At 59.5% G+C, this 21,842-nt stretch carries 24 protein-coding genes, 1 tRNA gene and 3 pseudogenes; 11 read left to right on the plus strand and 17 right to left on the minus strand.

Annotated elements, in window-relative coordinates:
• The 9 genes and pseudogenes from AC1D08_RS32520 to AC1D08_RS32560 all read right to left on the minus strand — a co-directional run.
• A pseudogene (locus AC1D08_RS32520) lies at window positions 1-367 on the minus strand (type I secretion system permease/ATPase); the annotation flags it as partial.
• A gap of 369 nt (window positions 368-736) precedes the next feature.
• Complete coding sequence (locus AC1D08_RS32525; protein ID WP_477425059.1) at window positions 737-1,159, minus strand: ArsR/SmtB family transcription factor; 423 nt, start codon at window positions 1,157-1,159, stop codon at window positions 737-739.
• Window positions 1,160-1,393: 234 nt separating this feature from the next.
• On the minus strand, window positions 1,394-1,783 hold the full coding sequence (locus tag AC1D08_RS32530; protein WP_477425061.1) for a hypothetical protein: 390 nt from the start codon (window positions 1,781-1,783) through the stop codon (window positions 1,394-1,396).
• Window positions 1,784-2,598: 815 nt separating this feature from the next.
• Window positions 2,599-3,357 (minus strand): NAD(P)-dependent oxidoreductase, encoded by a 759-nt coding sequence (locus AC1D08_RS32535; RefSeq protein WP_477425136.1) that lies wholly within the window; start codon window positions 3,355-3,357, stop codon window positions 2,599-2,601.
• A 226-nt stretch (window positions 3,358-3,583) separates the two neighbouring features.
• Entirely contained in the window at window positions 3,584-3,835 is a 252-nt protein-coding gene (locus AC1D08_RS32540) for a hypothetical protein (protein WP_477425063.1), read from the minus strand.
• Window positions 3,836-4,252: 417 nt separating this feature from the next.
• Window positions 4,253-4,975: an SMC-Scp complex subunit ScpB gene (scpB, locus tag AC1D08_RS32545; RefSeq protein WP_477425065.1), complete on the minus strand. Its 723-nt coding sequence runs from the start codon at window positions 4,973-4,975 to the stop codon at window positions 4,253-4,255.
• Between the two features lie 2 nt (window positions 4,976-4,977).
• Window positions 4,978-5,919, minus strand: coding sequence for a DUF1403 family protein (locus tag AC1D08_RS32550; RefSeq protein WP_477425066.1), 942 nt, complete (start codon window positions 5,917-5,919; stop codon window positions 4,978-4,980).
• 248 nt (window positions 5,920-6,167) lie between these two features.
• Window positions 6,168-6,761, minus strand: a complete 594-nt coding sequence (locus AC1D08_RS32555; protein WP_477425068.1) for a type II toxin-antitoxin system VapC family toxin — start codon at window positions 6,759-6,761, stop codon at window positions 6,168-6,170.
• The gene (locus AC1D08_RS32560) at window positions 6,751-7,047 is read right to left on the minus strand and encodes a hypothetical protein (RefSeq protein ID WP_477425070.1); all 297 of its coding nucleotides are present in this window, start codon (window positions 7,045-7,047) and stop codon (window positions 6,751-6,753) included. Before AC1D08_RS32560 ends, AC1D08_RS32555 begins: the two co-directional genes overlap by 11 nt.
• A gap of 252 nt (window positions 7,048-7,299) precedes the next feature.
• On the opposite strand from AC1D08_RS32560, the gene AC1D08_RS32565 reads away from it, so the two are divergent.
• The 5 genes from AC1D08_RS32565 to repC all read left to right on the plus strand — a co-directional run bounded on the left by AC1D08_RS32565 (window position 7,300) and on the right by repC (window position 13,350).
• Complete coding sequence (locus AC1D08_RS32565) at window positions 7,300-8,427, plus strand: site-specific integrase (RefSeq protein ID WP_477425072.1); 1,128 nt, start codon at window positions 7,300-7,302, stop codon at window positions 8,425-8,427.
• Between the two features lie 73 nt (window positions 8,428-8,500).
• The gene (locus tag AC1D08_RS32570) at window positions 8,501-9,022 is read left to right on the plus strand and encodes a DUF4143 domain-containing protein (protein ID WP_477425074.1); all 522 of its coding nucleotides are present in this window, start codon (window positions 8,501-8,503) and stop codon (window positions 9,020-9,022) included.
• A gap of 723 nt (window positions 9,023-9,745) precedes the next feature.
• Window positions 9,746-10,948 (plus strand): plasmid partitioning protein RepA, encoded by a 1,203-nt coding sequence (gene repA, locus AC1D08_RS32575; RefSeq protein WP_477425076.1) that lies wholly within the window; start codon window positions 9,746-9,748, stop codon window positions 10,946-10,948.
• A 76-nt stretch (window positions 10,949-11,024) separates the two neighbouring features.
• Window positions 11,025-11,990, plus strand: a complete 966-nt coding sequence (repB, locus tag AC1D08_RS32580) for a plasmid partitioning protein RepB (protein WP_477425078.1) — start codon at window positions 11,025-11,027, stop codon at window positions 11,988-11,990.
• Between the two features lie 154 nt (window positions 11,991-12,144).
• Entirely contained in the window at window positions 12,145-13,350 is a 1,206-nt protein-coding gene (gene repC, locus AC1D08_RS32585) for a plasmid replication protein RepC (RefSeq protein ID WP_477425080.1), read from the plus strand.
• A 30-nt stretch (window positions 13,351-13,380) separates the two neighbouring features.
• On the opposite strand, the pseudogene AC1D08_RS32590 reads toward repC, so the two are convergent.
• A pseudogene (locus tag AC1D08_RS32590) lies at window positions 13,381-13,647 on the minus strand (integrase); the annotation flags it as partial.
• Window positions 13,648-13,745: 98 nt separating this feature from the next.
• On the minus strand, window positions 13,746-13,889 hold the full coding sequence (locus tag AC1D08_RS32595) for a hypothetical protein (protein ID WP_477425082.1): 144 nt from the start codon (window positions 13,887-13,889) through the stop codon (window positions 13,746-13,748).
• A gap of 107 nt (window positions 13,890-13,996) precedes the next feature.
• Between AC1D08_RS32595 and AC1D08_RS32600 the strand changes: the two genes are divergently transcribed.
• From AC1D08_RS32600 to AC1D08_RS32610, 3 genes are read left to right on the plus strand one after another with little or no spacing between them, the layout of a single operon-like run.
• Complete coding sequence (locus AC1D08_RS32600; protein WP_477425083.1) at window positions 13,997-14,320, plus strand: hypothetical protein; 324 nt, start codon at window positions 13,997-13,999, stop codon at window positions 14,318-14,320.
• Window positions 14,320-14,640 carry a hypothetical protein gene (locus tag AC1D08_RS32605; RefSeq protein ID WP_477425085.1) on the plus strand — a complete coding sequence of 107 codons (321 nt, stop codon included), beginning with the start codon at window positions 14,320-14,322 and terminating at the stop codon, window positions 14,638-14,640. Before AC1D08_RS32600 ends, AC1D08_RS32605 begins: the two co-directional genes overlap by 1 nt.
• Window positions 14,627-14,779 carry a hypothetical protein gene (locus tag AC1D08_RS32610; protein ID WP_477425087.1) on the plus strand — a complete coding sequence of 51 codons (153 nt, stop codon included), beginning with the start codon at window positions 14,627-14,629 and terminating at the stop codon, window positions 14,777-14,779. The genes AC1D08_RS32605 and AC1D08_RS32610 overlap by 14 nt, the downstream gene beginning before the upstream one ends.
• Window positions 14,780-14,782: 3 nt before the next feature.
• Here the strand turns inward: AC1D08_RS32610 and AC1D08_RS32615 are convergent, their stop codons facing one another.
• Window positions 14,783-15,664, minus strand: coding sequence for an IS1 family transposase (locus tag AC1D08_RS32615; protein ID WP_477425089.1), 882 nt, complete (start codon window positions 15,662-15,664; stop codon window positions 14,783-14,785).
• Window positions 15,665-15,775: 111 nt separating this feature from the next.
• A tRNA-OTHER gene (locus AC1D08_RS32620) sits at window positions 15,776-15,852 on the minus strand.
• A 287-nt stretch (window positions 15,853-16,139) separates the two neighbouring features.
• Between AC1D08_RS32620 and AC1D08_RS32625 the strand changes: the two genes are divergently transcribed.
• On the plus strand, window positions 16,140-16,949 hold the full coding sequence (locus AC1D08_RS32625) for a hypothetical protein (RefSeq protein ID WP_477425091.1): 810 nt from the start codon (window positions 16,140-16,142) through the stop codon (window positions 16,947-16,949).
• A 1-nt stretch (window position 16,950) separates the two neighbouring features.
• Here AC1D08_RS32625 and AC1D08_RS32630 read toward each other — a convergent pair whose 3' ends face one another.
• The 3 genes from AC1D08_RS32630 to AC1D08_RS32640 all read right to left on the minus strand — a co-directional run bounded on the left by AC1D08_RS32630 (window position 16,951) and on the right by AC1D08_RS32640 (window position 18,504).
• On the minus strand, window positions 16,951-17,181 hold the full coding sequence (locus AC1D08_RS32630) for an RNA-binding protein (RefSeq protein ID WP_477425092.1): 231 nt from the start codon (window positions 17,179-17,181) through the stop codon (window positions 16,951-16,953).
• Window positions 17,165-17,365, minus strand: coding sequence for a ribosome modulation factor (locus AC1D08_RS32635; RefSeq protein WP_477425094.1), 201 nt, complete (start codon window positions 17,363-17,365; stop codon window positions 17,165-17,167). Before AC1D08_RS32635 ends, AC1D08_RS32630 begins: the two co-directional genes overlap by 17 nt.
• Before the next feature lie 419 nt (window positions 17,366-17,784).
• On the minus strand, window positions 17,785-18,504 hold the full coding sequence (locus tag AC1D08_RS32640; RefSeq protein WP_477425096.1) for a VirB8 family type IV secretion system protein: 720 nt from the start codon (window positions 18,502-18,504) through the stop codon (window positions 17,785-17,787).
• Window positions 18,505-18,896: 392 nt separating this feature from the next.
• Between AC1D08_RS32640 and AC1D08_RS32645 the strand changes: the two genes are divergently transcribed.
• Both AC1D08_RS32645 and AC1D08_RS32650 read left to right on the plus strand, forming a co-directional pair.
• On the plus strand, window positions 18,897-19,283 hold the full coding sequence (locus AC1D08_RS32645) for a hypothetical protein (protein ID WP_477425098.1): 387 nt from the start codon (window positions 18,897-18,899) through the stop codon (window positions 19,281-19,283).
• A complete protein-coding gene (locus AC1D08_RS32650) occupies window positions 19,280-19,804 on the plus strand; it encodes an RES family NAD+ phosphorylase (RefSeq protein WP_477425100.1) in 525 nt (174 codons plus the stop codon). Before AC1D08_RS32645 ends, AC1D08_RS32650 begins: the two co-directional genes overlap by 4 nt.
• Before the next feature lie 1,288 nt (window positions 19,805-21,092).
• On the opposite strand, the pseudogene AC1D08_RS32655 reads toward AC1D08_RS32650, so the two are convergent.
• Window positions 21,093-21,533 (minus strand): annotated as a pseudogene (locus AC1D08_RS32655) (hypothetical protein); the annotation flags it as partial.
• Window positions 21,534-21,842: the final 309 nt, after the last annotated feature.

Raw genomic sequence — 21,842 nt, forward strand, 5'->3', positions numbered from 1 at the left:
GGCCCACGAAGATTGGCCCGAAAGGGAGGTCGAAGAGAAAGAAAATCGTTCGTGAGGCGATGAAACCTCGCAGGGTGGCTAAGTCCCGCAAGGCCTGGACATCGCCGAGTCCAGCGCGGGGGCCACCCATTGCCGCGAGAAAAGACGATGTGCCCAAAGACACATCCAGTCGCGCGGCGAGTCGGCTTGCATACACGCCCCGAACGACTTCGAGCACTCCGAAAAGCAAAAGCGACGAAAGCGCAAGCAAGGTTAGGTAGGTGAGAGTATCCAGGTTGGCGGCGGGCAAAACTCGATCATATACCTGCAGCATATAGAGAGGCAGAATTAACACCAGGGTGTTCATCACCGCAGAGAAGAGGCCCATTTCGACCATGCTCCTCGACAGCACCTTTCGGTTTGTAGGACTGGACATGCCCAAAATTGCCCCCAGGGAAATGCATGCACATTAGCCAATCGTTATATATCATTCGAGGTTGTCACGCTATCGGCCGCGATTTTTTTGAGAGCCATAGTAAAGAGGGCGGACGCCGACTGAGGCGCTATGCCAGCAAAAATCGATGCATTTGAGGGATGCTCGCCGGCAAACCTGATGTCCTTACCCTTCCTGCGCTGGTTGCGGTGGCCACACCTCTTTATCGGCCTTGATCAAGTTTGTCCCATGGTGTGTTTCGATCTTTGTAACGCGCTCGCAACTCGGTGGAGCGAACGATCGTTGTCAAGCCAATCGGACGGCCTACCTTGATCGCCTCTTTCTGCAAGGTCGCTGCGGAACCCCAGATGGCAATGCTGGAAGCTCGTTATTTCTGGCCAGATCATCAAGCAACCTGATGATAGCCTTGGCTTCTTCGGACTTGCAGGAATAGTACCGCCAGGAGCCTTCGGCGCGACACTCGAGAACTCCATGTTCGACGAGCTCTCTTAGATGTAGCGAAATGGAGTGCTTAGTGCAGCCCACTGGCGAGAGCAGATCTGACACCGTTCTTTCGCCATCCATCAAATGAATGAGTGTCAACAGGCGCTTGTCGTTGGCGAGGGCAGCAAGCAACCGCGCCGCGACCGCCACCTGTTTGCGGAAGGAAGGGCGCTTGGTCGGACGCCGCCGCGGAGCAGGGTTGGCCCCGATTTCCACAAGACCTTGTCTAACATATGCAGTCATGAGTGCCTCCGGCACCAGCTAAGCAGAAGCACTACGACGCTTCTCTAGTCAAGCATATGCGAAAGGAGTCCGCTCTCCGGCATCACCGAGATGCGAGCCCTTGCCCTTCATGTGGTTGGTGAGGATGGCAATGCGCTTGGTGGTGAGGTCGAGTTCATCTGAGCTTGCGATAGACCGGCACCCGCGAGCGCCTACGGCTGCATGAGGGTCTGCGGACCGCCGCTGCAATGGCCTTTAACGCTTCTTTGGTTTCGTCGTGATCTCCTCGGCCCGCACCTTGTGGCCGATCTCTTTGGCAAGAGCGAATGTCCTGGCCTTGTCGTTCGTGGTCAGGACCGGGCGCCACAGGTTGCGCAACTGGCTGAAAGGCAGCTCCCTTGCGGGCATCAGCCAAGCTCTGTGTTCCGGAGTTTCCAATCTGGAGACGAGCAGTTTAGGCGGCTGCTGACCTCTGATGGGCTGATCGAGGCCCGCGTGATCGATGTTAGGCAACCCGCCTTGGTAAGGCGCTGCCTGAATATGAGACATTGTATTTGGGCTGGCTGATTTCGCTCGTACATGGAGTTCTTGCTCAAATTGAGCATCTGCGCCGATCGCCTCGCGAACGACGGCCGAGTTTGCCAAGCAGTCGACTCTGATGGAGATACAATGATTGCGCTTGCTCGGGGCGATTATAGGGATTCGGTCGCACCGCGCTGTTTCGTGAACTGACGGGAGCGCTACACCGGTTCGGTGATGTTTTAAATATGGTACCCCGCGACGTGTTCATTCATGCAGGCGAACAGTTTCGAACCAATGTGACGGTGGATTGGGACGGGTTGTCACCACTTGGCCGGTCATTTGCCCTGCCAGCGACGACACTGAAGGGTGCGCGGACATACGCGATCTTGCCGGGGGCGCCCTATGGGAAACCCCTTGATATAAGCGCCGCAAGGAGGTTCAAGCGAACCGTACAAACTCGCTGCGAACGGCCATCACCAAGATTTCTACAACAGCGCTGTATTGGCGGTAGCCCTCTTCTGACTCGCCATGGGGCAACAAGTCTTCCCCATAGGTCAGCGCGTAGAGCAAAACGACGAGGAGAAACAAAGTCCAAATGCAAGAATTTCTGGATCGAGGCGTATGCGCAAGGGACCATTCGACGAGGTAGGTTCCCAATTAAGGCAGTCCACTCCCTCTTCAATGGCCATGGAGGCAGATTTGCGGCTGCCAAATTACAAACTCGTAAGATAAGACCGCCTCGCATGCACCGGCCAGGGTTCGGCAACCAGACAGGCCGCTATCTACCATCCTCTCTGATCGATGCGAAGATGGCGCAGACCGCTATCGGCTCGCCTCCGTGTGCGGCGCAAAGAAGCAGCGGATATGGTGACATACTCGCTGATGTCCACGCTTCATGAAGATCGGAACCTATCAAAGTTGGCAATGGCTACTTCGATTCAATAACCCAGTTCAAGGTCGATCTTGTTGGACAGAGGCTCTCCTCTTGCGATTTGACCGCAGAGGTCGGCGGCCTGGTCGATTCCGGAATCCACCCAGAAACTCGCGACATGAGGTGTGATAGTCACCCCAGGATGAGTCCACAACGGCGATGAAGCCTCCAGCGGTTCACGCTCAAACACGTCAAGACAAGCACCAGACAGCTGACCTTCGTCGAGAGCGCGGATCAGGTCGGCTTCGTTGATATGCGCACCCCTGCCGACGTTCACAAGGTAGGCACCTCGCTTCATTTTTCCAAAGGTACTGGAGTTCAGTATCCCACGAGTGTCACTAGTCAGGGGAAGTGAACAGATAGCGTAATCCCGACTTGTGAGTGCATCGGCAAGCTGGGCACCACCAAAGTAGCTATGTATGCCAGGAAGCGTCTTTTGATGGCGAGACCAGACCGCCGTGTCGTAGCCCAAATCCGCAAACAGCTTAGCGGCCCAGCCACCGATCCGGCCCGCACCCAGCACAACAATTCTTGTCTCGGAAATCTTCCGAGGCGCGATCGGAGTCCAAGACTTGCGGGCTTGCAGACCCATGTAACCCGCAACATGCCGTTGCTGGCAGAGAACGCGAAGAACGATGTACTGCACCACTTCCGAAGCCTGCTCACGCGTTGCGAGCCTGATGAGCGGAACACCCTTGGGAAAGCTCTGAAGATCAATACCTTCGACACCGGCCCCCAAATAGACGACGGCACTTAGCCCCGTCATGGTGTTCAAAAAAGCCAGGACTGGCGCCCTTATCGATCAGCACAATATCTATGTCACTTTTGTTCCCGGCGTCTGGCCAAATCCTGAACTCCAGCTGCGGCACGCGGGTTTTCAGCTCAGCAGCCCATACATGTGCATCAATGTAGTCCGGATACTCGTTGACCATGAGAACGGTAATAAACTCGTCGGACACTTCGCACCCTCCCAGATTCAGGTAACTAGGCATTCACCGTGAAACACCATCATCTCGACGCAGTGGTTTAACAGGGCTGCCCGGCTCCGGCATTGCGTCGGTGCTTTTGGTCGAACGCTGATAGAAAATCCCGAAGGCCAGGAGGAAATATCCAACTTGCAAAATAATCAACGTGAGTGCGGTCCAGGCGAGCGCTTTCCAGACGGACCCCGTTGCTATGTAAGTCCAGATCACCACAATGGTCGACGTGGTGAACATCCCGACTAAAAACCGCGGAAAATTCATCGTGCTCACTACCTGAAAGGAACTTGACGTAAGCTCGTGCTAATTTAGCTATCACTAAACGTTAGAAGTCGAGTTATTTTTGCAGATGACCCTCGAGCGATGCCAAACTACAAGGTCTAGCGCTGGGTTTGCGAAGTCAGCGGGCTTCTGGTTAGAAGCGCTTCTTTCTCCAGCGCAGAAACGCGCGGGCCCATGGGACTGTGCCTGGCGCCAGACCGCTCGAATAAAATCCCGCCATTTGGAAGCTCGCGGACCTGATCGTCACGGCCGGGCTCGGCGGTATCCTGCTTCCGTCGCTGCGCCACGCCGGCGGCACAAATCTGGTGATCTTTCCGGCCATCGACGGCCATCACGTCGCGGTCCATGATCCCGATCGCCGGCTGCCGCACGATCAGTCGTGGCAACGCGCTAATACATTTAGGCCGTCTCGTCTCCAACGACATCGACCCTTTCTTCTTCCTCTTCGCCGTCCGCTTCCCCGCTTGCCAGCCCAACCGGAATATCGCCGGCCAGAAGCTTGTCCTTCGACAGCAGCCCGGCGTCCTCGAGCGCCTCGAAATCCGGCAAGTGGCGCAGCGTGTCGAGCCCGAACTGCGACAGGAAAGTTTTGGTCGTCACATAGGTGTAGGGGGCCCCCGGCTTCGGGCTACGCGGCCCGGAGGCGATAAGATCCTGTGCGCGCAGCACGCCGATCAGATCGCGCGACACCTCCTTGCCGAAGAAGGCAGACAGCTCGGCACGGGTGATCGGCTGGAAATAGGCGATACACATCAAAACCAGCGCCTCCGACTCCGACAGTTCTTTTGCCCCCTCGCCCGCTGCCGTGCCGAAGGCGGCGCGGATGGCGTCGCCAAAAATTTTCTTGGTCCGGTGCTGCCAGCCGCCGGCGACCGCGACCAGCTCGTAGGGGCGCCCGGCGAGCTCGGCGCGGATGTCGTCGATGATCAGCTCGAGATTGCAGTTCTTCCCCACCACCCGCGCGAGGACACTACGCGGCACGAGTTCATTTGCCGCAAAAATCACCGCTTCGACGCGGCCCATCCACTCGCGCCAGCGAAGCTCGGCCGGCAGATGTTCCAGCTCGACATCCAGCAAAGCCGGCTGAACGTTTGGCTTTCGGCGGGCAGACGCTTCGCTCATCCCTACAACCCAAACAGCCGAAAAGTGGTGCGGCCGGAAAGCTCGCGCACGGTATCCAGCTGTTGCAGCCGCTCGAACAGCCGCCGCGCCGCAAAGCGCGACAGGTTTTTGGTCGTCAGCGATCCCGAAACGGCGTCTTCATTGAGTAGCAAAAAGATCACGTCGCCGGCGCCTTTGGCGCGCAGCTTTGGCGCCACCGCCAGGAGCTTTTCGGCGCGGCGCGACAGGTCGGCGGCCTGCCGGCAGGCCTCGGCCGCCGCTTGAACCAGCGCGCCACAGACCGCTCGCTCGAAACTTTTCTCCCCGGGTCGGATGCGCTTGCCGCCGCCGGCCTCGGGCCGGAAGGACGGGCCAGAGGCCTGTGCCATCAGGAGCGGCAGCGGCTGCGGCCAGCGCAGGCTTTGCGCCAGCACCAGGTCGGCGAGCCACCAGGCCAAAAGCTCGGCATCGGGACGCATGGCGACGACGTGAGCGGCGATCGCCGCGGCGGCGAACGGCGCCGGCCGCCCCGAGCGCGCCAGATCGTCGATGTGTTCACAAAGCGCGGCCAGCGCCTCGGCGTCCCAATGGAGACCAAGCTGGTCGAGAATCTTTTTGAGCCGGCCGGGGGTAGCGACGGGCGGCTGCCCGGCCAACTGCCGCCAGGCGCCAAAGACGGTGCCGGCGGGTCCGGGGTCGGCCCCGGCCTGGCGCAGATACCAAGCGTCGCGCAAGGCGGCCGCGTCCTCGGGGCGGCCGGCGAGCCGCATGCTGGCGGCGGCGCAGCTAAGCGCAAGCCGCTGCCGCCAAGCGTTGGCCCAGGCAGGCTGCGCGCGGGCGAGCGTGTCGAGGACACCCAGGGCGGCGCCAGCCCGGAAAGCGGCGTCGCCGTCGTTCGGTGCGCCGGCGCTTGTGATCGCCCAAGCCGGAACGGGGCTGGCGGTCGCGGAATCGAGGCGAATCATGATTTCGAGAGTAAAGTGCCCGTGCGCTTTGCGCCATTGATTTCGTCCCAAAACGCACAGCCTGTCGCGCCACGACAACGAATGATAATGTTGCATTATCGTTCGTATTTGCGCTAGGGTGAGAAGAAATGGCCGTTTCGTCGAGCAGAAGCCCAAAATTCACGCCCAGCGACCCTCCGGACCATCCCACAGCGCGACGGTCTTTCCTGGGACGGCTACGATAGCGCTGGTACATCCCACTGACGCTTTTAAGCCTGCGGGCGCAAACCTGGCGCTGCCCGGTAGAAGATCACCCGCACCGACGGAACAAGCTGGCTGAGGTAATCGAAATCGCCAACATTGCCGGTCAGGACCGCCGCCCCGAGCATACCGGCCTGGTGAAAGATCAGCGCATCGTTGAGGAAGCGGCGTTCATGCCCCTCCCCTTTTGGCAGATGGCTCAGCCGGAACAACAGGCCGGCCAGCATGCCGGCGCGTCCCCAAGCGGTGGCGTCGGGTGCATGCAGCCGGTGCGCCGGAATATCCTCGATCGTATCCGCAACGGCTCCCAGGACCGACTTCGTCGTCGGGTGCGCCGGGTCGAGCCGGCCGAACACGTGGCTGAGCTCGGCAAGGCAGACGGCCGAGTGGTGACAGAGCCGATACGTCAGAAGGTTATCGACCGCTTCGGGCGTGCGTCCCTGCAGGACATCCAGATAGATGCTGGTGTCGAGGAGCAATACGCCGCCGACAGGCGGCTGGTCACCTGCCCAGGACAGGGCGGAATCTGGTCGCCGTTCCAGCCCAGCGCTCCGCCGCTGTGGCTTTAGGGACCGCAGTGCGCCGCCTAGATCAAATGCCAAGATCGATGTCCGCGGAGATGCTGCCCTTGCGGCCGACGAGCCGGGTGCCGAAATCATCCTCGAGGGCCAGCCGCGACAAGGCGAGCTCAAGCAGTTCGGTGTCGGAGGTCACATGGGCGCGCTTCTTTGCCGCCTCGATCAATTCCGACGGCACCCTGCCGGAAAGGCGTGTGTTCTTGGCCGCGCCAAGCAGGCCGACCGCCCTCGCCTGCTCAAGCACCAGACGGTTGCGGGTGTGGGCAATCCGCTCCTCGCTTGCGGCTGTCGCTGCGCCACGTATGGTCATCTTGGGATCTCCATCTGTTGAACGGAATATAAAGGATGTTGAACATGAAAGCAAGGAGAGACCACCCCCTGAGAGGGCCATCCCTGGATCGGACAGGCCCGTTGCGCTCCCGCTGATGCGATACCAGGACCGGAGCGGACGCAATTCCCGCAGCTATTCCGTCACACAGCTCGCAGTGGACAATTCCGGACTTTGGCCGCACCTTCGATTGCAAGAATCGCATTGCTGCGACATTAGAATGGACGAGGCTGGATGGGCAAAGCCCGTAATTTGATGGTGTCCACCGACGCAATCGACGCCGATGACCTGCCGGACATTGTCGACGTCGTCATGGAGATGGGGCGGCCGGATGAAGGCCCCTCCCCTCCCCCGCCGGTCCTTGACCCGCGACAGACATCGTTGCCTACGCATCTCGAAAAGCTCGCCGACCGTGCGCGCGATTATGTCGAGGCAGCAAGTTCGGCGAACACCCGTCGCGCCTACGCAGCCGACTGGAAGCATTTTTGCGCCTGGTGCCGGCGCCAGTCTTTTGATCCATCGCCGCCGGACCCGCGGACCGTTGGCCTCTATATCACCGCGCAGGCTTCGGGCACTGGAAGGGACAAAAAGGCGGTGGCGACGATCGAGCGCCGCCTGTCATCCCTGACCTGGAACTACACGCAGCGCGGCCAATCGCTTGACCGGAAGGACCGTCATATCGCCACCGTGCTCGCCGGCATCCGCAACACGCACGCCGCCCCGCCCCGTCAGAAGGAGGCCGTACTGCGCGACGATCTTGTTGCCATGCTGGAGACGCTCGACCGCGGCACGCTGCGTGGCCTGCGTGACCGCGCCATGCTGCTTTTGGGCTTCGCAGGCGGCTTGCGCCGCTCCGAAATCGTCGGCCTCGATCTTGCCCGGGATCAAACCGAGGATGGCTGCGGCTGGGTCGAGGTGCTCGACAAAGGTGCTCTTGTGACACTGCGCGGCAAGACCGGCTGGCGCGAGGTCGAGATCGGCCGCGGTTCGTCCGACGCCACCTGCCCGGTTGTCGCGCTCGAGACCTGGCTGAGGTTTGCCCGCATCGCGCATGGCCCCTTGTTCCGCCGTGTTACTGGTCAGGGTAAAACGGTCGGCGTCGATCGGCTCAACGATCAGGAGGTGGCCCGGTTGGTCAAGCGCACGGCCTTGGCCGCCGGCGTGCGCGGCGATCTCTCCGAGGGCGAGCGGGGACAGAGGTTTTCCGGACATTCACTGCGCGCTGGCCTGGCTTCCTCTGCCGAGGTTGATGAGCGTTATGTGCAGAAGCAGCTTGGCCACGCCAGCGCCGAGATGACCCGCAAGTACCAGCGGCGTCGCGACCGTTTCCGGGTCAACCTCACTAAGGCGAGCGGGCTGTAAACCCCCTATAGAGGGAGCCCGCCCCTACCAAAGGCCAATAACCTCCGTTTGCGCGATCGCCTGCAATTACAATATGTCGATAGATTACAGTTCTATCGACATGATTTGGCAATATGTCGATGCAAACGACATATCGACCCATCTTCGTCAATCCGTACTGCTGGATCGGCGGGACCTGGTTTCATCCGGCATAGCGAAACGACAGGCGGCATCGGTCGATCTAAAGACCATCGTCGACAATGGCCTGTTACAAGAAGTATCCCCGCTGCTCGGGCCTCGCATTCCGGCCGAAACGCTACGCCGCTTCTGGACCATGCTGGCACATCAGCAATCCGGCCTCCTCAACGCTGCCGAGTTTGCCCGGGGCCTCGGAGTCGATGGCAAGACAATTGCCTCGTACCTCGAGCTGCTAATCGATCTGCTGCTGGTGCGAAGGCTCGAGCCGTGGCATGCAAATGTAGGAAAACGTCTAGTCAAGTCGCCGCCGGTTTACGTGCGCGACAGTGGCATTTCACATATGCTGCTTGGACTGACAACCCTTGAGGACGTTCTCGCCCATTCCGTGGCCGGCCAGCTGGGAAGGCTTTGTCATTGAGACATTGATTGCGGTCTCGCACCATCGGGCACAGAAGCCAACTTCTATCGCATATCCGCCGGCGCCGAGATTGCCCCCCTTGCCCCCTCGAGGCAGCCGCCCTTGGGCGATCGAGATCAAGCGCAGCCTGACGCCAAAAGTGGAGAAGGGCTTTCATTTGGCGTGCGAGGACGTAGATCCAAGCCGTCGCCTCGTGGTCTATCGAGGACCAGAGCGCCGTAGAGGCGATATCGGTTCATATCCGTGCGCAATCGCTGGCCGAACTTGGCGGATAGACTTTTCGCCCGGCTCTCTGTCCCCTCCACACAGCGCTTTTACGGCATTTCACCCCGTCGCTGACCAGCTGAGGCCTTTTCAAAGCGTTAGTCGCTGCTTGCCTGCGGCTCTGCGGCTCTGCGGCTCTGCGGCTCTGCGGCTCTGCGGTTGAAGACGGTTCCGGTTGATGCCCTCCCTCTCCTGCGAACGCTCGCCGCCGGCGAAATTTACTGCCGTAAATATCGACACTTATCACAGCGAGAACACGCATTTAGGGTGGCGCGTCCAGTGGCCGTTTATCGCCGTCAGCGTCGTGAGTGTTCCGTAAACAGGCGTTAGCGACGGAGGCCGGGCAAGGCGTAACCTTTTGTTAACTCAAATTTTCTTGCCGGTAGCCGCGAATCGGAGCTTAATGGCGCTTGTTGAGGGCATTGCTCGCAAAAAGCGCCAATTCAGGTTTTGACGAGAATGAATATATCCATGCGGCTCCCACGGTTCGAGTTCGATGACAAAATCCTCGAACAGGGCGCCGAGATTTCCCGGCGGTTGAACCAGCTTCGCATGGAGAAGTTCCCGCCGAATGCGACCAAGACGCTGCGCACGTTCTCCATGGCGGAAGTCGCTCACTACCTCGGTGTCTCGCAAAACAATCTGAAGCGCCTTCACCTTGAAGGCAAGGGACCCTTGCCTGACCAAAGTGCGTCCGGCCGGCGCTCCTATACGGCCACACAGATGCTGGAGCTTCGCCATTTCCTGGACCAGCATGGCAGGACGGAGGTCAAGAAGTATGTCCCTCACCGCAAACCTGGCGACAAGCTCCAGGTGGTTGCGGTCGTCAACTTCAAGGGTGGCAGCGGCAAGACGACCACCGCAGCCCACCTCGCCCAGCATCTGGCGCTGACCGGCCACCGCGTCCTCGCAATCGATCTGGATCCGCAGGCGTCGCTGTCGGCACTGCACGGCTTCCAGCCCGAGCTCGATCGCAATCTCTCGCTCTATGAAGCGATCCGGTATGACGACGAGCGTAGATCGATTACGGACGTGATCATTCCGACGAATTTCCCCGGCCTCGACATCATCCCCGCCAATCTCGAGCTGCAGGAATACGAGTACGACACGCCGCTGGCCATGCAGGACAAGACGTCGAATGCCGGCCGCCAGTTCTTCACGCGCATGGCCAAGGCGCTGTTGGAGGTCGACGACCGTTATGATGTTGTCGTGGTCGATTGCCCGCCCCAGCTTGGCTATCTGACGTTAACGGCGATGTCGGCGGCAACGTCGGTTCTGATCACCGTCCATCCGCAGATGCTAGACCTGATGTCGATGAGCCAGTTTCTTCTCATGCTCGGCGGAATATTGAAGACCATCAAGGCCGCCGGCGCCGCGATCGAGCTTGATTGGTTTCGCTACCTGATCACGCGCTACGAACCGACCGACATCCCGCAGGCGCAGATGGTCGGGTTCATGCAGTCCATGCTTGCCGGCCAGATTCTCGAAAACCCGATGTTGAAGTCGACGGCGATTTCCGATGCGGGTCTGACCAAGCAGACACTCTACGAGGTGGAGAAGTCGGCTTTTACCCGTTCGACATACGATCGCGCGCTGGAGTCGCTCGACGCGGTGAACGCCGAAATCGTCACCCTCATCCACCGTGCTTGGGGACGGTCATGACGGCTTACTTTACGGCAGTAAAAACCGGCAATTATGTCTGTGAAATCAGATCGCTGACCGCGATCGGAGACGAATAATGGCGCGCAGGGACATCTTCGGCAGTGTTTTAGGCCCGGCCCCGTCAGTGGCTGATGCCCAAGATATATCGGGGTATGCCGTTCGGGGTGCGTCGCGGTCGATCATGCAGTCGTTCGAGGAGCTCTCCAAGAGTTCGGTCGTCGATCTCGACCCGGCGATGGTGGACACCTCGTTCGTCGCCGACCGGCTGGACGAGGACGATGAGGCGTATCAGGAGTTGTTCCAGGCAATTCGGGAGAGGGGCCAAGATTCTCCGATCTTGGTCAGGCCGCATCCGGAGCACTCAGGCCGCTTCCAGACTGTCTTCGGTCATCGCCGCGTCAAGGTTGCGCGTCAGCTGGGCAGGCCGGTGCGCGCTGTCATCAAGAAGATGGGCGATGAGGACCATGTCATCGCGCAAGGCCAGGAGAATGCCGCCAGGGCCAATCTGTCCTTCATTGAAAAGACGCTGTTTGCCGACCGCATTCTCAAACGCGGTCACACGGCCGACACGGTGAAGTCAGCCTTGGCGCTCGATGACACGACCTTCTCGAAGATGCGCTCGGTGACCAGCAATGTTCCCGAACAAGTCATTGTGGCGGTTGGCGCCGCCAAGGCCGTCGGCCGGGACAGATGGTGGCAGCTGGCCAAGCTCATGGAGCATCCTGGCAGCGCGGGCAGGGCGGCCGACTATGTGAAAAGCGCGGAGTTCTCTCAGCCAGACAGCGATGCACGATTTGCGGGTCTCTTCGCCTTTCTGAGTGCTCCGGAAAGACGCCCGCCGGCGGCAGCCAAGACAAAGGAAAAGGCCTGGTCTCCGCAGGACAGGTCCGTGCGAGCCAAGATCACCGACACTGGAAAAGTGTTCACGCTTGCCTTGAAGGCCAGGGAAGCCTCGCCATTCGGTGCGTTCATAGCCGAGCGGCTGGACGAGCTTTTCGAAGCCTTCCGGCAATCGGAAATGTCGAAGAAAACGGGAGACTGAAACCGCAAAAGAAAAAGGCCCCCGAACGTCGCCGTCGCGGAAGCCCTTCTCGGTCTGTAGCAAGCTGAGAATCGCACTTCCCCGAATCACTGTCAAGAGTCGTGGCGCCGTTTCGGCGAGCAGGTTTCTTTTGCCTTCTTGAAAGGTGAGGGAGATGGAGAGTGGGTTTGCGACGACGCCCTTTGGGCGGCGGCCGATGACGCTTGCCTTGGTGAAAGCCAACGCGGCGTCACGGCAAATACCGGAAGGGGAAGTCGTTGAAAAATGGCAGGTCTACCGATGGCTCTGCGAGGGCAAGTCGATCGTGGGCGTCGGCGATCGCGCCCTGGCCGTTCTGAGCGGGCTGTTGACGTTCTATCCGGACGATCAGATCAGCGAGGAAAACGGCTTGATGGTCTTCCCGTCGAACGCGCAGCTGTCGCTGCGGGCGCATGGCATGGCCGATTCCACGCTGCGCCGGAACCTGGCGGAGCTGGTGAGTTGCGGTGTCATCATCCGCCGAGACAGCGCCAACGGCAAACGATTTGCCCGCAAAGGGCAGGGCGGGGCCGTCGTGGAGGCCTTCGGGTTCTCTCTGGCTCCGCTGCTGACCAGGGCCGCGGAGTTTCAGCAGGCAGCCGACCAGGTCCGGGCGGACAATCGGGCGCTAAAACTGATGCGGGAACGCATCACGCTGCACCGCCGCGACATCCACAAGCTGGTCGAGGCCGCCGTCGAGGAGGATGTGCCCGGGGATTGGGGAACCATCTGGAGGCGCTTCCGGGCGATTGTGGACGCAATTCCGCGACGGGCAGGGCTGGCGGAGCTGGAGAGAATCGTAGGCGAACTGGTCGATGTGCACAATGCGGTGGACAAGCTGCTGGAAAGCTTCACGAATACCAAGAATCCTAGCGGCAATGAGTCCCAAAACGAGCGGCAGCAATCTGATTCAAACACAGACCCCACTTTTGTATTTGAACCGGCTTTCGAGAGAAGCAGGGCCGAGGCCGAGCCTAGATCCAATCCGCCCGAGCAGCCGAGAACGTATCCGATTGGGTTGGTGCTGCGGGCCTGCCCCGAAATTGCCGACTATGCCGTTGCGGGGATCGCGAATTGGCGCGACTTGATGATCACCGCCGCCCAGGTGCGGGGCTACCTCGGCGTTTCGCCCTCGGCGTATGAGGAGGCCTGCCATGTGATGGGCCAGGAAGTCGCCGCGATCGTGATCGCCTGCATCCTGCAAAGGGCGCAGCACATCAATTCGGCCGGCGGCTATCTGCGGGTGCTGACCGAAAAGGCGAGGGGAGGGGAGTTTTCTGTCGGACCGATGCTGATGGCGGCGCTGAAGGCCAATGGCACGAGCGCGAGGATGACCGGATAGCTATGGTGGCGCCTGGCCGGGAATCCCATGCGCCTCGGGCGCCGGCCAAGGCAAGGCACTGCCCSTCGCCGCGCGGCACCAGGCTTCCAGATAGGCAACATCCGAGGCAAGCGCGCGCAGCGTGTTCTCGCCCATGCCTTGCGGGACCAGATGGCGAAGCGTGGCGACGTCGTCGTCGGTCAGGATTTCGGTCAGAAAATCGCGCCGATCCATCGGCAAAATGGCCGCCAGGGCGTCTAGCTGCAGCGCGCGTTCGGTCGCCATGTCATCAGCCAGCGCCGTTTGTAGTTTCGTCATCGTGCGGCCCCGGCCGCTTGCCGTAGCGGTCCAATGGCGCGCTCCAGCAGCGACATATTGACGGCTGTCAGCAGCTGATCGCAGAAGCACTCGATCGACTACAGATGGTGGAGCTTGACGTCGAGCGCTTCGCCCGCCACGAAATCGAAGGTCATTGAGGTCTGGGTATTGCTCAGCGCAGCCAGCCGATCAGAGACGTTCGCGGCGCCATGGACGATCAGATGGCGAGCACCCGAACGCATCAAAGAAAGACATCGCCCGCGCGGGTAGTGTCTCAGTTTGAAATTTAGCGATTGCGATTTTCTGCGAACAAGCAGACCTTCCAGTATGTCGTTTGGGAGGGGGCAAAATGCCAAGCGCACTACCAGTCATGTCAGAGGTTGCCGGCGCTGCCGCAGCTCTTGCCGGTTTCATCCTAGTGTTTTTGGGCGGTATATTTTCCAGCTTCGATTCGTATGAGAAGGTCGAGCGCAAAAGTGTTCTGCCACGTTTCCAGCGGCGAGCCTGGTTTGGTTTCATCGGATTTGCACTAGCCTTGGCGTCAACATTTCTGGCGCTCGCGGCCAAATGGCTGACATATGAATGCGCTGCCATTGCTGCTCTTGTGCTATTATTCATCACATTGATTTGGGTACTTTTTGCCACGTTGTCGGACGTGAGGGAGGTTAAATAATGGCCCTTACTTTGGAAGCCGAACAACGCATGACGGACGTGGGCGTGGTCGCCTTCTTTGAGGCAGACCGAGCCAATTGGCTTAACACGGTGAGAGCGACGAAAAAGTTCGTCAAAGGGAACTTCCCGGCCGGCGCCCCAATCCGTAGAGATGACGTTGCAAAAGCGTTGATCGCCATCATCGAGGTACACGAAGCCTTTAAGGATTTCCGCAATGCTGAAAAATTAAGGGGAAAATTTTGGTTGAAGGATTTTGCGGACCTTCTAACTGATAGAACGTGGGACGAACTGGAAAAGGAGGACGAAAATGGCCAAGAATGAGCAAAACCTGAAAGTGTCGGCTGAGTTCATCCGGGAAGTTTTGGCAAAGAATTTTCGCCAGACAGTGAAGGCAGAGGACCTGCGCGCAGCGGCAGAGAAACTTTGCGACGCAATTCCCAGCGCGCGTGTTACCGCTTAAGCCTCACGCTTTTTTGTAGGGACCCCGCTTGCCCGGCTTAGGCGCAACGGCGTCCATCTTCTCGCAAAGGTCTTCCATAGACCAGAGCGTCTTGGACACGCCGGCGGCCATTGCCGGCGTCATTTTCAGCGTCTTGTGCATTTTGATGAAGTTGTACCAAACCGCGTAAATCGCGACCATGTGGACATGGTTTTCGAACTTCTTTGAGAAGGCATTGGTAAGGCGCGTGAAGCGGCGGTTTGCCATGCGCATCGTAAGGTTGGCGCGTTCGATATGCGACGTGCTGACATGCATCGGATCGGGATTGCCTTCAATCCGAGTCTTGGTCGCGCCAGTGCAGACAGCGGGGCTGTAACGGCGTTCCGGCGAGGTCTTTTTGCCTTCCGGCTCGCCGTACTGCTTGATGAGCATCGCGTAATCGATATCCGCTCCAAAGGCTTCCTCGACCGCATTGAGATAGGCGCGGTGACCGTCCGTCGTAAGCTGGACGCGGTTGGCAAGGCGGTCTTTCACGTCGTCCATGAAGGCCAGCGCATATTCGCCATCGCGCCCCCCGACGAGCCAGGAAATGATAAGCTTGCTGTCGCTGTCCAAAGCGGTCCACGTCCACACGTCGCCAGCGCCGTCAACCGGCTGCTTCATGGCCGAAACGTTCTTCGCCTTCGCGCCGACGAACGACCAGATTTCGTCACACTGGACGCGCTTTGAAGCCACGTTGCGCACCTCACTGTCGTGCAGATCAGCGCAGAACTTGCCAGCATCGACAAGCAGCTTCGAAACCGTGTTGATCGACACGTCTGCAACACGCGAGATAGACCGCATGCTCGACCCCTCGCAAAGCATTGTGAGGATTTGCACGCGGGTCTTGAGGGGCAGCTTGTTCATGCCCCTAATATCTGAACTTTTATGCTTAGTGTCAAGCATGATTTTTCATATCAATCATTGATTCACTTCCGGCTGCCACTATGTTAAGCGTGGCAGCCGTAGTAAAAATGGTGGAGCGCACGGCAGGATTCGAACCTGCAACCTCGGGGTTTCCACACCACCCGCTCTATCCATTGAGCTACGTGCGCGAAGCGGCCGATCTTCCGACCGGCCGCCGTAGTCACCGACCTAGAGCCGCTACCTTTCCTTTCCGGGGCCGGGTAGCGGCTTTTCTATTTGGGCTGGCCCCGATCTGCGGTCGGCGGGATGCCGGGGCCAGAAACTCTTCTCTTCGTCATTCTCAAACTCCTTCGACGCTAAAGAACCACGGGCCGGCGATTCGTGCAAGGGCCAGCGATTGGATTGCTGATAAATTTTTTCCGTTGACGACGCAGAGCAATCGCKGCATATAGCTTCCATCAAATGGAGGTGGTCCATGTCACGTACCCGAAGCCCTAATTACCCTGCCATCGACCTGGCGAACTCAATCGAACTGGTTGAGCCGGTCTACAGGAAGGAGAAGCGCAACAAGATGCCGCGCGAGGTGCTTGCAACACACCTCGGCTACAATGGCCTAAACGGGCGGGCATTGGGCATCATAGGAGCTTTGCGGGCCTACGGTCTACTCGAAGGAACGGGCGATGATGTTCGCGTAGGCGACGACACCGTTATCCTTCTGAACGCGCCCGAGGATTCTCCTGACCGCAAAGAGGCTTTGCAGCGGTGTGCGCTGCGCCCCACCCTTTTTCGTCAGCTGCACGCGCAGTTTGAAACGATCCCCAGTGAGGGGACGCTACGATATGCGTTGATCAAATTGGGATTTACGCCAGAGGCGGCGGGAAAAGCGACGCAGACCTATCTCGCGACAATTTCATTTGTCGGCGACATGCAATCGTCCTATGATTCAGCGCCTACTTCGCAGGAGTTGACGGTCATGCAGCCACAAGCAGAACACGTTCGCGCGAGCCGGACTAGCGCACAAGATTGGCTGGTCCCCTATGAGGGCGGCCACCAAAGCACTCCGGTTGGGATGCGCAAAGAGGTTGTCACTCTAGACGAGGGGGAGGTGGTTATCACCTTTCCCAGCAATCTCACGGCAGAAAGCTTCGCCGATCTACGCGACCACTTGAACTTGTTCCTTCGTAAAATGGAGCGTCGCGCCAAGATCGCTCGCCCTGAGTACGGCGAGATCCCTTCCGAAGAAGAAAACGACGAACCCACCCCGCAGCGAAACGTGTTCGACTAGACTACTTCGCCCACCGCTTTTCAGCGGCCTTCTTAGCGATCTCAGCCCGCCGCTCTGGCGTCGTGTTCTCGGCGCGCTTCTTGCCGCCCTTTGATCCAAGTTCTTTGGCGGCGGCGCTCTTGCCATCGTCCTTCACGTCGTCGGCTTCATCGCCGGTAGCAATGCGCATGACGCGGACGGCATTGCCGATCACATCGGCGGGGCGCTTCTGGCCTTTAGGTCCGGTGGGCATGTTGTTCCTTGTTTATCTCAGCGTCTATCTCAGCGGCATCAACCCAGCCGCGTCGCCATGCTTTGCCCGCTTCTGTTCGCGCTGGGTAGGGACAGTTGGCGAGATCGATCCCAGCACAATACGCGTCAACGCCTTCCGTCTCTGCGGCGTCGATTGTTGGGAAGGGTATCAGTTGCGGTTCCATGCTTTCCGCTAAGCATATAGGCGTTTGCACAAGTCGGCCAAACGAATTAGGCGTTTTCCCAAATTTCAAACTGAGACACTACCCCCGCGCGGCATTCTTTTCGATTATCGCCAATGCCGACCAGGACCACGGAAAGGCCAAAAACCTACAGGCGTTCGCCCTAGTCGAGCGTGTAGACGACGGCTCTTGATCAGCAGCATGGCGCTTGCGTCCAACCCATGCCGAACGAATGGCAAAGGCGTTCCTGGAAACGTTTTGCGAGACGTTCGAACCGCCCCTGGAAAATACCAATTTTATCGAGGTTCGTTTCGAGCTCGCCGGCGAAGTCACCGATGCTGCCTTGCGGCCATCGCGCGCCGCCGCGCTATGGGTCGCGCAGAATAGAAGGGCGGCACAGAGCGCTAGCTTCACGCGCCGTCTCATTGCAGGTTCCCTGCGGCCGGCGCCGATTCCTGGTCGCGGCGGTAATCCGTAACCTGAAATCCCAACGGGTTGTCGAAACGCCATTCGTTCTTGAGCGGTGTTGAGGTGTAGCGGAATTTTATCACCGCCACCCAATTGTCGGCGGTGGATGAATTGTCCCGACGCGTCGTCGTGGCAAAGCGCACCGAGGCCGTGTTGCGATTGAGCAGGGAAACCGACTTGATCTCGACCGCCACGGTGACACTGCGGCCATAGATCTTGTCGAGCGACTGCGGATTTGCAGGCGTGAAAAGCCAAGTCAAATCCTTGGACGCCGCGTCGGTGGAGTAGAGCTGCGCCAGGTCGTAATTCTGTTTTAGTTCACGGGAATCGTAGGTTTCGCGGGCACGAATGTAGCGGACGAGATTGGCTGCTGTTACGGCCTCGTTCTGCGACAAATCTCCGGGCTTGAGCGCGCGCATGATCTCGAGGTAGCCCGTCGATTTGTCGACCTCGACAACATACGGCTCGAACTGCCGGAGCGGCAGGATCAGCACGAGCGCCAGCAGCGACAGCACCGCCACCAGTCCGGAAACGCCGCTGACGATCCATGCCAAAGTACGCGATCGCCGCATTGACCTGTGCGTATCATCTTCCCATGTCGCGCCCGCCCTATAATAGCGTCTGTCGACGAGTTCGCTGCCGCTATTAGCAGCTGTCTCCGATGGTGTTGACACTTACTATTGCCTCGTTTGCGCTACGCATCTGATCCAGCGTCGCGATCGGTGATCGTTCTTGTTTCTAGGCCAGAGGCCTGGAGTTATCGCGCGCCCCTTGCTGGATGGCGGACCGGGTTGCGGCATCCGACCTAGCTGCTCGCGAAGATCGAAAACTGTTTGCTGCGAGCTGCCGGGCCCCCCGAGCGGCGCCGCCGGCGGCCCATCGTGCACCGGAGTAGCGCACGGCGTTTCTGCCGAACCTCCCATATGAGTAGCGAGCTCCCACGGTGCTGAGATAATCTATCTTATGGAACTAAGCACTGAAGCCTCCATCGCGAGCACGTCAAATAGGCCCTTGATGTGCGCTGGAATGTGCATATATTGTGCGTATCGAGTGCAGGAGAATGGTCATGCCCATCGCTCAGAATACCCAGGCTACAATGGTGTCGGGCTTCGTGGAGAGCCTCCAGGAACCTCGCACGCCCTATATTTCTCCAAAGCGCTTTTCAAAGGCGCTTGGCGTCCAGGTGACGAACCTGGCTGACCTGACCGGAGTTCACCGCAATACACTTCGTAACCCTGCCTCGGAGCGCCTGCAAAGCCGGATGCGCGAAATGATCAAGGCGATCACGGCTGCCGCGCTGCTCACCGGGGACATCAGCAAAGCGATCTACTGGTATCGAAACGAGCCGATCACTGAGTATGACCACAAGACCGCAGCCGAACTGGTTGCGGAAGGGCATTTTGAAGCGGTGCTGAGCTATCTCCGCGATCTGGAGAACGGGGCGCGCGGATGAGGCTCGTCCGCCTCGGGCCGGACGAGGTCTTCCATCGATATCTGACTCCAAAATGGGCATATGTGCCGACGAGCGGCGCCGGGGCGGCGATCGACGGAGGCAGGTTCAACAGGCCAGGCGTCGAAGCGCTTTATCTCGCGCGAGCGCCGCAAACCGCACTTGAGGAGTATCGCCAGGGAGCCTCGATCACACCACCGGCGACACTGGCGGCCTACAAGGTCTCTTTGGATCAGGTTGTGGATCTGTCGGTAGGATATGATCCCAGCGACTGGGCTGTCGAATGGGCGGAATGGGACTGTCCCTGGCGCAGGATCGCGCGCATCGACAAGAAGACGCCGCCATCGTGGACACTTTCCGACACCCTGATCGCCGCTGGACGTCGCGGCTTGCTCTTTCCGTCGCTTCGGCATGCCGGAGGCACCAATCTGGTGGTATTCAACGCAAATCTGACGGCCGACGACAATATAGAAGTTTATGATCCCGATGGCCGGCTGCCGCGCGATCAGTCCTCGTGGCAGTAGAGCCGTGAGCCAACGCGAGGGATACGCATCCGTATCAATTCTTAGGAGACTCCACTGAGCGGCCGACCTGCTCGTTCAACTGGATACGGCCGAGATCGATCCGGGTTCCGGCCTTATGAGGATCACCCTTTCCGTTGTTGCCCCGTAGTTCATGATGGCAAACGGATCGGTGACTTCCTTTGGCGGAATGCCGTAGACAGGGCTCGGCGGTACGCTTCTCAGCGCTGGCATGATGCCACGGCGCTTTTCGATGTCTTCGACACAAGGCATCATAATCCTGAGGTCGGGGGTTCAAGTCCCTCTCCCGCTACCATCATCAAATTCCGAACAATTCTCTGCTCCGCTGGCAGGCGCTCTGAAGCCCAGCGTTTGCAGGGTGTGTGGCCAAAAGCTGGGGAGTGCCGCAGCGCCCCCAGCGTGCAAATTGCTCTCTGAATGCCGATCATTCTCCGAAGCTGGGGAGTAGCTCCAAAAATCCCCAGGTTTTGGCAACAGCAATATCAATGCCTTAGCGCCGGCATTGCTGAGGGCAGTTTTGGGGTTCGCTCGCCTTTCAAAAAGGACCACAAATAAGCTATCGCTCGCTAGATCGGCTTGCGCCGACTACGGACATCGCCAAGCCACCACTCTGGACGTCGCGTTGGGCCGAAAGCTGGCTGTCGGCTCACGGGAACGAAGTGGTTTCTAGAAGCGCCTTCAAATCAGATCTAAGGAGCACCGATACGAGCGCGCTGGCGCACGCCTTCACACCATGGCTATACAATCAGTCCATGGAAACGCGACTATCCAGGCACTGGCGGCGATCACTGACGAAGGGCTGTTCGAGCGCATTGCGACGGCGGTGCTTCGCCTCGTCCCCGACTACGAGGGCATCGCTCACACCGGCATCAACGCCGACGGCAAGACGCGCAAGTCGCCGGTTGATGGCCTACGCTTCATCGGCGAAGGCAGCTCCAGACTGATCATGGCGCATCATACAATAACCGCGTCGGACGGACTTGATCGCAAATGGCTCCTCGATCCCGCCACCGTGACGCGGCGCAAGGGCAGCAAGTCACCACCGCCGCCCGGAGACGTGATCAAGTCCATCGAGATCGTAAAGGCCGAACGTAGGCAGGCGTCGCAGCTCGCGGCTACACTCATTCTCGCCACCAATCAAGAACCCGACGAAGCGCTGATCCGCAAGGCGGTCGCGGCGGGCCGTGCGACCGGCATGACGGTCGATATCTGGACACGCTCGCGGATTGCGGCGAAGCTCGATCTCGATCCGCGCGGCCAGTTCATCCGCCGCAAGCTGCTGGGCATCGAAGCGGAGTTGCTGTCGCGGCCGCTGCTTGAGGAGCTGGGCGACATCGACGGCCGCCGTCGAAGCGCCGATCGACTGACCTACCCCTGCAAGGCGTGCTTCCGCCTCCGCAACGGCAAGCCGGTAGTGTTCCGGTCCAGGCGAAACAGCATCTGGCCGGGCGTCACGGCGCTGTTGTCAGTCACGCCCACTTCAATGACCCGCCCGGTAACCTCCGGCGCTACGCCGACGACATTATGCACTGACGGTCGCCTGCGAGGAAGAAGGAGTGCGCCGCTCCATGAAAACCGTCACAACGAACAGAAGTAACGCCACCAGGAGCACGGCAATTGCGACCGTGCGCTGCGGGTTTTTCTCTTTCAGAGGCACGCCCACTGTATTTGGAGCATCATCATGAGGTGCCCCAGTTGTATCCGACGCCATGACGTTTCCCCCTCTAAGATCACGCGGCCGTCGCGCCGCGGCTTTGCTTGCGCCGGCACCTGCGTTGGAATGGCAATTTAGTCCTCAGCTGTTGCCATCGCAACGGCACCGATGCGCTGCCTAATCTAAGGAATCCGCCCACATAGCCGCGCCAGGCTGAGGCTTCTTCGGGCCTCTCAATGGCCTGTCCGAGGCGCGCGTCCAGCGAGCACTTTGCATCTGTCTTGCAGGAAGGCTGAAACAGGTAAATAGTCCGCCGGAGCACGGAGCCACCTGGGAAATCCAGATTGGCTGGCAAGGGGGGGAGCA

It is taken from the genome of Mesorhizobium sp. P2_E6 (genome assembly GCF_056403835.1).